Raw genomic sequence first — 11,586 nt, 5'->3', positions numbered from 1 at the left:
CCCACCGACCACCACACCCGGCGGACTCGTAGACGCCGTCGTCGACATCGACCTCGGCGGCAACAACGGCATTGATGTCGTGGTTGATGTTGGCATCGGTGGCGGGACTGAGGCACCGGGTGCGGAAACCCCGGGCACCGAAAACCCAGGAACGGAAACACCCGGCACCGAAACCCCGGGCACTGAAACACCCAGCACCGAAACCCCGGGCACTGAAACACCCAGCACGGAAACACCCGGCACTGAGACACCGGGTACCGGAACTGAGATGCCAGGCACCGAAACACCCGGCACCGAAACCCCGGGCACCGAAACACCCTGCACTGAGGCACCGGGTACCGGAACTGAGATGCCAGGCACCGAGGCACCGGGCACCGGCGCTGGCGCAGCACCTGCGGGTTCCACCGCCGTGGCGGGCGTCATAGCAGTCGACACCGCCACGGGAGCCACGGGAGCCGCGGCCAACCAGAGCGTCAACGCACAGGGTTCCAACACCCAGGGCGCAAAAACCCTGGCCAACACCGGCCTTGACGCAGGGCTGCTGCCGTTGGCACTCCTGCTGCTGACGGCTGGAATCCTGATACTCCGCAGGCGCCGTATGTCGTAGGGGTGCACCAGGCGAAGCCCGCGGTTCCGCAGCCCGAAAGGAGTTGCTGAACCGCGGGCAGACCCTGCCCGCGGCGCCTCATCAGTTACCGGAGCGGCCCCCGGACGTATACTTTTGCGTACAGGATCCCCGCAGCTACCAGGAGGAACACGTCATGGTGGCGGAAGTGCCCAGTTCCATCACACAGGAGATGGTCGGCGGCCGGTACCGGTTGGGTGAGGTGATTGGTCGCGGCGGGATGTCCGCCGTGTACTGCGCCCGGGACGAAAATCTGGGCCGCGACGTGGCCCTCAAACTCTTCGCACCGCAGGCTCCGGACGCCGATGACCTGAAGCGGCAGGAAGCGGAAATCCAGCTTCTGGCGACGCTGAACCATCCCGGGCTGGTCACCCTGTTCGACGCCGGAACCGACGAAAGGGTTCCTGACGAACCACGACCGTTCCTCACCATGGAACTCGTGGCGGGCCAGGACCTGCGCAGCCGCATCAGGCACAGCCTGGTGCCCTTGGACGAGCTCTCTGTCATCGGCGCCGGCATTGCCGACGCGTTGGCGTACGTCCACGGCCTCGGCATCATCCACCGCGACATCAAACCCGGGAACATCCTGCTGGTGCAGAACCGGCCGGGAGAGCCCGTGCGGCCCAAACTGACTGACTTTGGCATTGCCAGGATCGTTGATGCCACCCGGCTGACTTCTACGGGAACCATGGTGGGAACGGCAGCCTACCTCAGCCCCGAGCAGGCCCAGGGCGAACCGCTGACCGGCGCAACGGATATCTACTCGCTGGGCCTTGTCCTCCTGGAATGCATCAAGGGTGTGGTGGAGTACCCCGGCAGCGCGATCGAATCAGCAGTGGCGCGGCTGCACCGTGCCCCGGAGATCCCGGACGACCTGCCCGGCGAATGGGCCGACCTGCTCCGCTCCATGACCTCGATCGAACCCTTGGAGCGGCCCGCAGCGGCCGACATCGAAGCGTCGCTGCGGCAGGCCCTCATCTCACCGGAGTCCACACCCGGCGGGCTCGTTTCGGACACCACCAGGGTACTCCCGGCCATGCCCTTCCACCCGCCATCCGTCACGGTCGAGGAGACCACGGAAAGCACTGGATCCCAGACGCTGCCGCCCGCGTCGGACACCCCCAGTGAACCACGCCCGAAGTGGAGGTCCCGGCTCGGGCTGATCCTCGCCCTTCTGGCGGCATTCGCGGTGGTAGTCATCTTTGTCCTTCTGAACCTGCTTCCCGATGCGTCCGGCGTTGTGCCCTATCCCGAAGTAACCGGCACCCTGGGCGACCAGCTTGAGAACCTGCAAAGGAGCGTGGAACCATGAGAACGTCCCTCCCTCCGAAGCGTTGGCGACGGATCCCGGTGATCTGGTCCGCCGCCCTCCTTGCGCTGGGCCTGCTGGCCGGCTGCTCCGGCGGCGAAACAGGGCTGCAGCGCGACACTGCCCGGCAACTCCAGGAACGCGTCCTGGAAGTGACCCAGGCGTCGGCGAAGAATGACCCGGACGCGGCGCTCAAGGCCTTGGACAGCCTGGACGCGGAGTTGGATGCTGCCCTGGCGAAGGGCCAGATCTCCACGGAGCGGCATAAGAGCGTCACCACGATCGCCGACGGTGTCCGCGCCGACCTGCAGGCGGACCTGGCGGCGGCCCAGAAAGCTGCCGAGGACGCCAGGATTGCGGCGGAGAAGGCGGCGGCTGAGAAGGCAGCGGCGGAAAAGGCCGCCACGGAACCACCCGCGTCGCCGGAGACCGTTGTGCCGGCTCCGGCTGCCACGGAGGCGCCTGCCCCGGACCCAGGCAGCGGCAACAGCGACTCCAACTCCGGCGATAACGGCAACGACAGCGGCTCCAATAACGGGAACGGCAACGACGGCGGGGACAAAGGCAAAGGCAAGGACAAAAACTAGAGCCGCGTTTGGTCGCCGCCCCACCCATCCGCTGACGACGGCGGCCGCCCGGCGTGCGGGGGACGTCCGGCTGGTCAGTTGTTCCGTCAGTCCGTACCGGCCGGGGTGCCCAGGTCCGGCAGGGTTGCAGCCCGGCCGGTGACGAGTCCCAGGACAGCAGCCAGTGCCGGCCAGGAACTGTTGCCGGGCCTGGTCCGGGCGTAAGCACGCATCCGGACTGCGGGGTCCGCCAGCGGGAGCAGGCTGACGCCCGGGGCGGGCCTCCGGTTGGCCGGCAAAAGCCCCACACCCATTCCTGCGACAATCAGGTCCTCCACAAGATCAAGGCTGTCTGCCTGGTGCCTGACGTGGGGCTCGAAACCCGCCATGGAAGAAATCAGCCGCAGGACCTCCTCATCAGCCCGGTTCCGGGAATTGCCGATCCAGTCCCGTTCCCGCAGGGACCAAAAAATCTCCTGTGCAGTCCCGCTGACAGCGGCCGCGGAGTCCGGCACGCCCAGGCTCCACAGCGTGCTCCACAACGCGATGGAATCAAACTCCCTGCCGGCCCTGTCCGGCGCCAGCGTGTAATCGTAGGTCAGCGCCAGGTCCACCTCGTCGGCAGCCAGCAGGGCCAGCGCCTCGGCCGGTTCGTGCTCCCGGACCTCGATCTTCACATCCGGGTGGCTGCCGGCCAGGTCACCCACGATCGGCATGATGATGCTGCGGACTGCGGTGACGAAGCCGGCCACGCGCACGGTACCGGCAGGCTCCGCTGCAGGGTCCAGTTCGGCAGTGGCAGCGTTGACGGCCGCGACGATGAGGCCGGCATGATGGGCCAGCCGGCGGCCTGCCGGGGTGAGCCGCACTCCCCTGCCCACCGGTTCCAGCAGCGGGGTTCCGGCTTCGCGCGCCAAAGCCGCGATCTGCTGGGAGACGGTGGAGGTGGTGGTGCCCAGGATATCCGCCACGTGGCGCATCGACCCCTGGCGAGAGAGTTCGAGCAGTACTTCGAGGCGCCGCGTTTCCATAAACCCAATTGTGCATGATTTGTGGACGGTTTATGCATCTTTGTCACGTGGACGCCAACAGACAGTTCCGGTCTACTGGACGGATGCCCAGCACACACAAAGAACACACCAGCGCCCGGACCGGAACAGCAATGGCTGGCGCAGCCATGTGTTGCGTCCAGCTCGGACTGGCAGCCTCCATCGGACTGAGCGACAGGCTGGGCGCGGACGGCGTCGCGTGGTTGCGGCTGGCCTGGGCCGCCGTGATCCTCGTGGCATTCACTCGACCGTGGCGCTCCCGGTTCACCCGGTCGGGCCTGCTCACCTGCGTGGCGCTGGGAGTCGTCACCGCCGGCATGACACTTTTGTTTATGGCGGCGGCCGTGCGGATTCCGCTGGGCACCGCCAGCGCCCTGGAATTCCTGGGGCCGCTGTCCGTTGCCGTCATCAGGGGCAGGACAGCAGGTCGCTGGTGGGCCGTGGTTGCTGCCGTGGGCGTGCTGGCCCTGACCGAACCATGGCATGGCGGCACCGATCTGGCCGGAGTGCTGATGGCGCTGGGCGCCGCGGCCTGCTGGGCCGGCTACATCCTCCTCACCCAAAAGGCCGGCGACGAGGTCAGCGGCCTCCAGGCGCTGGCCGTCTCGATGCCCGTCGCCGCTGTGGCTGCCACCGTGGTGGTGGGGCCGGCCGTCTTCGCCCACCTTGACTGGCAGTTGTTGCTGGTGGGCGCGGGCCTGGCCCTGCTGATGCCGGTGATCCCGTTCAGCCTGGAACTGCTGGCCCTCCGCCGCTTGAAAGCCTCCGTGTTCGGCACCCTGATGAGCCTGGAACCTGCCATCGCCGCCGCCGTCGGCTTTGTGGTGCTGGGCCAGGCTCCGGGGCTGATTGCACTGCTGGGCGTGGCACTGGTGGTGGCGGCCGGCGTCGGCGTGACCCTCCAGCCGGGCCGGACGCGCCAGCCGGTCGCCGCCTGACGGCAGACGGCAGACGCCTAACGGAAGCCGCCAGCGCCAAATCAAGCCAGGCCAATCCATCCCACCAACAAAAAAACAAAAAGTGGCGCCGCCCCGGTCCGGGACGGCGCCACTTCAGCAGGGCGTGAAGGTTAGCCCAGCGTGGAAATGACCTTGTTGAGCGTGGCGGACGGCCGCATCACGGCGGATGCCTTGGCGCTGTCCGGGTGGTAGTACCCGCCCACGTCAACGGCGGAACCCTGTACTGCGGCGAGCTCGCCCACAATGGTTTCCTCCTTGGCGGAGAGCTCCCCGGCGATGGCGCTGAACGAGGCGGCCAGGTCGGCGTCGGCCGTCTGCTTGGCCAGTTCCTCAGCCCAATAGCGGGCCAGGAAGTAGTGGCTGCCACGGTTGTCCAACTCGCCGGCGCGGCGGCTGGGCGACTTGTTTTCCAGCAGGAAGGTTCCGGTGGCGCGGTCCAGCGTGTCGGCCAGGACCTGCGCGCGGGCGTTGCCCGTGGTGGTGGCGAGGTGCTCGAAGCTGACGGCCAGGGCCAGGAACTCGCCCAGGCTGTCCCACCGCAGGTGGTTTTCCTTGATGAGCTGCTGGACGTGCTTCGGGGCCGATCCGCCGGCGCCGGTTTCGAAGAGTCCGCCACCGTTCATCAGCGGCACCACGGAGAGCATCTTGGCGCTGGTTCCCAGTTCCAGGATGGGGAACAGGTCCGTGAGGTAGTCGCGGAGGACGTTGCCGGAGACGGAGATGGTGTCCTCGCCCTTGCGGATGCGCTCCAGGGTGAAGGCGGTGGCCTTGACCGGCGAGAGGATCTGCAGGTCCAGGCCGTCAGTGTCGTGGTCCTTGAGGTACTCGTTGACCTTGGCAATCAGGTTGGCATCGTGCGCGCGGGTTTCGTCCAACCAGAACACCGCGGGCGTCTGGGAAGCGCGGGCGCGGGTGACGGCCAGCTTGACCCAGTCGCGGATCGGGGCGTCCTTGGTCTGGCAGGCGCGCCAGATGTCACCTTCGGAAACGGTGTGTTCGATCAGGACGGTGCCGGCGCCGTCGACGATCTGGACGGTTCCCGCTTCCTGGAGCTCGAAGGTCTTGTCGTGGCTGCCGTATTCCTCGGCGGCCTGCGCCATGAGGCCCACGTTCGGGACCGTGCCCATGGTGGTGGGATCGTAGGCGCCGTGGGCGCGGCAGTCGTCCAGGACAACCTGGTAGATGCCGGCGTAGGAGCTGTCCGGGAGGACTGCCAGCGTGTCGGCTTCCTGGCCGTCCGGGCCCCACATGTGGCCGGAGCTGCGGATCATGGCGGGCATGGATGCGTCCACGATGATGTCAGAGGGGACGTTCAGGCTGGTGATGCCCTTGTCCGAGTCCACCATGGCCAGCGCCGGGCCGTCTTCGAGGCCCTTGGTGATCAGGTTCTGGACGCCTTCGCGGACGTCCGCGGGCAGGTCGTCCAGGCCGCTGAGGATGGCGGCGAGGCCGTTATTAGGGCTCACGCCGGCAGCTGCAAGCTGCTTGCCGTAGGTCTCGAAGAGTTCCGAGAAGTAAGCCTTCACCACGTGGCCGAAGATGATGGGGTCGGAGACCTTCATCATGGTGGCCTTCAGGTGCGCGGAGAAGAGGACGCCTTCTTCCTTGGCGCGGGCCACCTGGGCCTTGAGGAATTCGTCCAGGGCGGCGGCGCGCATCACGGTGCCATCGATGACCTCGCCGGCCAGGACGGGGAAAGCCTTCTTCAGGACCTTGACCGAACCGTCTTCACGGACCAGCTGGATGGCGATGGTGCCGTCCTCGCCGATCACCACGGACTTCTCGTTGGAGCGGAAGTCGTTTTCGTCCATGGTGGCAACGTTGGTCTTGGAGTCGGGGCTCCAGGCGCCCATGGAGTGCGGGTTCTGGCGGGCGTAGTTCTTGACGGACAGGGGCGCGCGGCGGTCCGAGTTACCCTCGCGCAGCACCGGGTTCACAGCGGAGCCCTTGATCTTGTCGTACCGCGAGCGCACGGCGGTTTCCTCGTCCGAGGAGGGGTTGTCCGGGTAATCCGGCAGCGCGTAGCCCTGGCCCTGCAGCTCTGCAATGGCGGCCTTCAGCTGCGGAATGGAGGCGCTGATGTTGGGCAGCTTGATGATGTTGGCTTCCGGCGCCTTCGCCAGTTCGCCAAGTTCGGCGAGGGCGTCGCCGCTCTGCTGCTCCGGCGTCAGGTAGTCACCGAACACGGCGATGATGCGGCCGGCGAGCGAAATGTCGCGGGTCTCCACCTCCACACCTGCAGTCGAAGCAAACGCCTCGATGATGGGCAGGAACGAATAGGTAGCCAGCATCGGCGCTTCGTCGGTGTGGGTGTAGATGATCTTGGACATGCGCGGGCGTCTCCCTGAAGGTCGGCTTGGTTGTGAAATTTTTGTCTATTTCACCAAGTACAACTTACCCGAGGACGCGGGTTTGAACCCTACCGGGACACATGCGTTACCGCGGCGGGGAGCCGGACTACAGCGATGGAGAACGCACGACGGCGGCACGCACCCGGGTGCCCGGCCGTCGTCGTGCGCTGGCCGGCATAGCCCACCCACGAGCAATACATGAGATGTCACTACTATTTACAAACTTGTCATATCCGGATATGTTCCCTAAGTCACACCGGCCCAACCCCACGGGCCGGCCCAAACGTTCAGACAGGACAACTATGACTCGCACCAAGTCTCTGGCCACCAGCCTCCTGAGCCTTTCAGCAGCAGCCATTCTGGCACTCAGCGCCGCAGGATCAGCCACCGCTGCCCCGGCTCCCGCCGAGGACAAGTCAGCCCCTTCCGTCACCGGCACCGCCGTCGAGTCCGCAGGCGCAGCCGATTACTGGACCGCCGACCGGATGCTGACCGCCGTCCCTGCGGACCAGCGGGCCAACCGCGCAGTGCAGCGCTCCCTTGGCCTGGACCGTGCGCTGGTGGCAAAGGGCGCTCCCACCACCGTAGAACCCCTTGCCGCCAAGACCCCGGTCCTGAAGGCCGCCAGCGAATCCCCCGTGGCCCACATCGGCAAGATCTTTTTCACCCAGGGCGGCCAGAACTACGTGTGCTCCGGCAACTCCGTGGCAGCCACCAACAAGAGCACCGTGTCCACCGCCGGCCACTGCCTCAACGAGGGCCCCGGCGCGTTTGTCACCAATTTCGTTTTTGTTCCCGCTTACAACAACGGCGCCGCACCGTACGGCAAGTGGGCGGCCAAGGCCCTCTACGCCCCCGCGCAGTGGACCGGCCAGGGCAACATCCAGTACGACACCGGCTTCGCCGTGGTCTCCCCGCTCAACGGCCGCACCCTCGCCGACACCGTGGGCGCCTCCGGGGTCCAGTTCAACGCCGCCCGCGGGCTGACCTACAAGGCCTTCGGTTACCCGGCCGCCTCCCCGTTCAACGGCCAGACCCTCAAGAGCTGCGCTGGAACCGCCACGAACGACACCGTCAACCCCGGCGGCACCACCCAGGGCATCCCCTGCGACATGACCGGCGGTTCCTCAGGCGGCCCCTGGTTTGTGGGCAGCAGCTCCACCGGCAAGCAGAACTCCGTCAACAGCTACGGCTACGGCCAGAACTCCACCAAAATGTACGGCCCGTACTGGGGCACCGTGATCCAGCAGACGTATGCCACCGCGGCAGCATCCTGACCGGACCCCGGCCCACCCGGAAACCGTCAGCCACAGCGACGTGAGCCAGTCAGCCGGGGAGATCCTCGCGTACTGGACGGAGCAGCGGATGGCGGAGGCAACTCCCCCGGACCTGCGGCGGCCGGCCCCGGATGATGCTGATCCGGACGCCGCGCACCCCGGCTCCTGAGGCGGACTGATTAAACAGCGACGGCGCCCGTCCCCTGAGAAGGGGGCGGGCGCCGTCGTTCATGTCAGTGGAAGAAGTGCCGCGCTCCCGTGAAGTACATCGTGATGCCGGCGGTGTTGGCCGCTGCCACCACTTCCTCGTCACGGACGGAGCCGCCGGGCTGGACCACGGCGCGGACGCCGGCGTCGATCAGGATCTGCAGGCCGTCGGCGAACGGGAAGAACGCGTCCGACGCTGCCACCGCACCGCGGGCGCGCTGCGGGGCACCGGTGGAATCGGCGTTTGAGGCTCCGCCGGCGCCGTCGACATCCGAGTCAACGGTGATGCCCAGCGTGTTGGCCCGCTCCACGGCGAGGCGGCAGGAGTCCAGGCGGTTGACCTGGCCCATGCCGATGCCGACGGCCGCGCCGTCGTTCGCCAGCAGGATCGCGTTGGACTTGGCTGCCCGGCAGGCGGTCCAGGCGAAGGCGAGGTCGGCGAGTGTCTTCTCGTCTGCTGCCGCACCTGCTGCGAGGGTCCAGTTGGCGGGGTTATCGCCGTCGGCGTCCACCTTGTCGGCCATCTGCACCAGCACGCCGCCGGATACCTGGCGGATTTCTGACGGGTAGCGGCCGTAGCCTTCCGGCAGGGCCAGCAAGCGGATGTTCTTCTTCTTGGAGAGGATCTCCACGGCTTCGGGCTCGAAGGACGGGGCAATGACCACCTCGGTGAAGATGCCGGCCACTGTCCGGGCCATGCCGGCGGTGACGGTGCTGTTCGCGGCAATTACGCCGCCGAAAGCCGACACGGGGTCGCAGGCGTGGGCCTTGGCGTGGGCGTCGGCGATGGGATCTTCGGCGTCCGCCCCGCCTACTGCGACACCGCACGGGTTGGCGTGCTTGATGACGGCCACTGCCGGTTCGGTGAAGTCGAACGCTGCGCGGAGGGCGGCATCGGCGTCCACGAAGTTGTTGTAGCTCATGGCCTTGCCGTGGATCTGCTCGGCCTGGGCGATGCCGGCCGGGGCGGCCTTATCCACGTACAGGGCTGCCTGCTGGTGCGGGTTTTCGCCGTAGCGGAGTACCTCGGAGCGTTCCAGCGAGAGGCCGGCGTAGGCGGGCCAGTCGACGATGCCGTCGCCGTCCTCGTCCAGGAACTGGCTGGCCGTCCAGCTGGCCACGGCGGTGTCGTACGACGCGGTGTGCGCGAACGCCTTGGCGGCCAGCCGGCGTCGTGTCTTCAGGTCGAAGCCGCCTTCAGCCGCGGCGGTGACCACGGCACCGTAAAAGGTGGGGTCAACAACAATGGCGACGGCGGCGTGGTTCTTCGCTGCCGAGCGCACCATGGCGGGCCCGCCAATGTCGATCTGCTCCACCACGTCGTCCTGCGCGGCGCCGGACTTGACGGTCTCCACGAACGGGTAGAGGTTCACCACCACCAGGTCGAAGGCCTCGATTTCCATGCCTGCGAGGGTTTCCATGTGGGCCGGGACGCGGCGGTCGGCGAGGATGCCGCCGTGCACGCGCGGGTGCAGGGTCTTGACGCGGCCATCAAGCATCTCCGGCGAACCGGTGACTTCCTCGACCTCCTGGACGGGGATGCCGGCGGCGGCGATCTTCTTGGCGGTGGAACCGGTGGACACCAGCTTCACGCCGGCTGCGTGCAGGCCGGCGGCGAGCTCCTCCAGGCCGGTCTTGTCGTAGACCGAGATCAGGGCCCGGCGGATGGGGACTCGGTCGATGGACACGCGCTCATGCTGCGTAAAGCTCACAGATGTCTCCGTCTTTTCTCGCGGCACAGTGCCGCGGTTGGTGGGGATACCGCCAGTTTATCGCGAAGCGGCGATTGCTCCGCGTGGCGCCGGCAGTGTGAACGTCAGCGGGCGGCGCTATGGTTTTCCCAGGAGGCTGCAATGAATACTTACACCACTGTGCCCAGCGGCGAACAGGTGGTCCAGGAACTGCCGTGGCGCTGGAAAGTCCAGGGCAGGATCTTCGTGATCGGTGGCCTCGGCTTTATGTTCGACGCCTGGGATGTCACCCTCAACGGGATCCTGATCCCGCTGCTCTCAACACACTGGGCCCTGTCCGCCGGCGAGGTGGCGTGGGTGGGCACGTCCAACCTCATCGGAATGGCCGTCGGCGCTTTCGTTTGGGGAACCATCGCGGACACCATCGGGCGTAAAAAGGCGTTCACCGCCACGCTGCTGATCTTCTCCATCTTCACGGTGCTGGGCGCGTTCTCCCCCGACTTCATCTGGTTCTGCATTTTCAGGTTCATGGCCGGGTTTGGCCTGGGCGGCTGCATTCCGGTGGATTACGCGCTGGTGGGAGAGTTCACCCCACGCAAGCAACGCGGCAAGGTGCTCACCGCGATGGACGGCTGGTGGCCGGTGGGTGCCGCCCTGGCCGGCTTTGTCTCGGCCGGACTGGTGGCCCTTTACGGCGACTGGCGCTTGACCATGCTGGTGATGGTGCTCCCGGCCCTGCTGGTGTTCTGGGTCCGGCGCAGTGTCCCCGAGTCCCCGCTGTTCCTCATCCGGAAGGGCCGCCGCGACGAAGCTGCCAAGGTGATTGACGGGCTGGTGGCGGCCACCGGAGCGGAGCCGCGGGCCTACAGCCTGCCCGAAGCCCAGGACGTGCCGCGGCTGTCCGCCGGCAGCGCCTGGCACCAGCTCCGGGCGGTGTGGCAGTTCAATTGGAAGATCACAGCGACTGCCTGGTCCCTGTTCTTCAGCATCCTGCTGGTCTACTACCTGTCCCTGACGTGGATGCCCCGGATCCTGATCCAGGCCGGGTTCGCCGAGTACAAGGCCTTTGTGACCACGGCGTCCATGGCCGCCGTCGGACTCCTTGGCGTTATTGTGGCGGCGTTGCTGGTGGAGCGCGTGGGCCGCAAGTGGATCCTGGCCATCACCGGCCCGCTGTCAGCCCTGACCCTGGTGATTGTCGCGTTTGTGGTGGACATTCCCACGGCCGCGGTGTTCTGGCTGCTGGTGTTCGGGTTTGTGGTGCAGGTGGCCATTCCGGTCCTATACGCCTACGTGTCCGAGCTGTACCCAACGGAGCTGCGGGGAACGGGCTTCGGCTGGGCGTCAACGTTCTCGCGGCTCGGCGCCGGGTTCGGGCCGCTCATTTTCGCCAACTACTTCTGGCCGGAGCTGGGCCTCGCGACCTCCTTCGCCCTGGCCGGCGGGCTGATTGTGCTCGCAGTGGTGTGGATGGCGTTCTCGTCGCCGGAGACCAAGCAGCGCCGGCTGGACTGACCCCTTTCCCCCCCCTCCGCCCCTCCCCTCCCAACCT

At 67.0% G+C, this 11,586-nt stretch carries 10 protein-coding genes; 7 read left to right on the top strand and 3 right to left on the bottom strand.

Annotation, left to right across the window (positions count from 1 at the left end; translation table 11 throughout):
• The 3 genes from ASF72_RS20310 to ASF72_RS07815 all read left to right on the top strand — a co-directional run.
• Positions 1-607, top strand: a 607-nt coding sequence (locus tag ASF72_RS20310; RefSeq protein WP_442854157.1) for a hypothetical protein, incomplete at its 5' end; no start/stop codon positions are given.
• A 154-nt stretch (positions 608-761) separates the two neighbouring features.
• Positions 762-1,937, top strand: a complete 1,176-nt coding sequence (locus ASF72_RS07820; protein WP_056597881.1) for a serine/threonine-protein kinase — start codon at positions 762-764, stop codon at positions 1,935-1,937.
• Positions 1,934-2,521, top strand: coding sequence for a hypothetical protein (locus ASF72_RS07815; protein ID WP_082484145.1), 588 nt, complete (start codon positions 1,934-1,936; stop codon positions 2,519-2,521). The genes ASF72_RS07820 and ASF72_RS07815 overlap by 4 nt, the downstream gene beginning before the upstream one ends.
• Before the next feature lie 86 nt (positions 2,522-2,607).
• Here the strand turns inward: ASF72_RS07815 and ASF72_RS07810 are convergent, their stop codons facing one another.
• On the bottom strand, positions 2,608-3,531 hold the full coding sequence (locus tag ASF72_RS07810) for a LysR family transcriptional regulator (RefSeq protein ID WP_050684867.1): 924 nt from the start codon (positions 3,529-3,531) through the stop codon (positions 2,608-2,610).
• A gap of 83 nt (positions 3,532-3,614) precedes the next feature.
• Between ASF72_RS07810 and ASF72_RS07805 the strand changes: the two genes are divergently transcribed.
• Positions 3,615-4,487, top strand: coding sequence for an EamA family transporter (locus ASF72_RS07805; RefSeq protein ID WP_050684866.1), 873 nt, complete (start codon positions 3,615-3,617; stop codon positions 4,485-4,487).
• A gap of 131 nt (positions 4,488-4,618) precedes the next feature.
• Here the strand turns inward: ASF72_RS07805 and ASF72_RS07800 are convergent, their stop codons facing one another.
• Positions 4,619-6,838: an NADP-dependent isocitrate dehydrogenase gene (locus tag ASF72_RS07800; RefSeq protein ID WP_056597879.1), complete on the bottom strand. Its 2,220-nt coding sequence runs from the start codon at positions 6,836-6,838 to the stop codon at positions 4,619-4,621.
• A gap of 323 nt (positions 6,839-7,161) precedes the next feature.
• Between ASF72_RS07800 and ASF72_RS07795 the strand changes: the two genes are divergently transcribed.
• Positions 7,162-8,136, top strand: coding sequence for a trypsin-like serine peptidase (locus ASF72_RS07795; protein ID WP_157370938.1), 975 nt, complete (start codon positions 7,162-7,164; stop codon positions 8,134-8,136).
• A 40-nt stretch (positions 8,137-8,176) separates the two neighbouring features.
• Positions 8,177-8,305, top strand: coding sequence for a hypothetical protein (locus tag ASF72_RS21205; RefSeq protein ID WP_268760268.1), 129 nt, complete (start codon positions 8,177-8,179; stop codon positions 8,303-8,305).
• A gap of 64 nt (positions 8,306-8,369) precedes the next feature.
• Here the strand turns inward: ASF72_RS21205 and purH are convergent, their stop codons facing one another.
• Positions 8,370-10,055, bottom strand: a complete 1,686-nt coding sequence (gene purH / locus ASF72_RS07785; protein ID WP_056597874.1) for a bifunctional phosphoribosylaminoimidazolecarboxamide formyltransferase/IMP cyclohydrolase — start codon at positions 10,053-10,055, stop codon at positions 8,370-8,372.
• 141 nt (positions 10,056-10,196) lie between these two features.
• Here purH and ASF72_RS07780 point away from each other — a divergent pair, with 141 nt between their 5' ends.
• On the top strand, positions 10,197-11,549 hold the full coding sequence (locus ASF72_RS07780) for an MFS transporter (RefSeq protein WP_056597872.1): 1,353 nt from the start codon (positions 10,197-10,199) through the stop codon (positions 11,547-11,549).
• Positions 11,550-11,586 lie beyond the last annotated feature (37 nt).

The sequence above is a fragment of the Arthrobacter sp. Leaf141 genome, from assembly GCF_001424565.1.
GTDB lineage: Bacteria > Actinomycetota > Actinomycetes > Actinomycetales > Micrococcaceae > Arthrobacter.
The sequence above is the reverse complement of the archived record's forward strand: the minus strand, read 5'-3'. Positions and strand labels throughout refer to the sequence as shown.

Coding starts and splice junctions, on each gene's coding strand:
- ASF72_RS07820 (WP_056597881.1), top strand. CDS start 762: ATGGTGGCGGAAGTGCCCAGTTCCATCACACAGGAGATGGTCGGCGGC.
- ASF72_RS07815 (WP_082484145.1), top strand. CDS start 1,934: ATGAGAACGTCCCTCCCTCCGAAGCGTTGGCGACGGATCCCGGTGATC.
- ASF72_RS07810 (WP_050684867.1), bottom strand. CDS start 3,531: ATGGAAACGCGGCGCCTCGAAGTACTGCTCGAACTCTCTCGCCAGGGG.
- ASF72_RS07805 (WP_050684866.1), top strand. CDS start 3,615: ATGCCCAGCACACACAAAGAACACACCAGCGCCCGGACCGGAACAGCA.
- ASF72_RS07800 (WP_056597879.1), bottom strand. CDS start 6,838: ATGTCCAAGATCATCTACACCCACACCGACGAAGCGCCGATGCTGGCT.
- ASF72_RS07795 (WP_157370938.1), top strand. CDS start 7,162: ATGACTCGCACCAAGTCTCTGGCCACCAGCCTCCTGAGCCTTTCAGCA.
- ASF72_RS07780 (WP_056597872.1), top strand. CDS start 10,197: ATGAATACTTACACCACTGTGCCCAGCGGCGAACAGGTGGTCCAGGAA.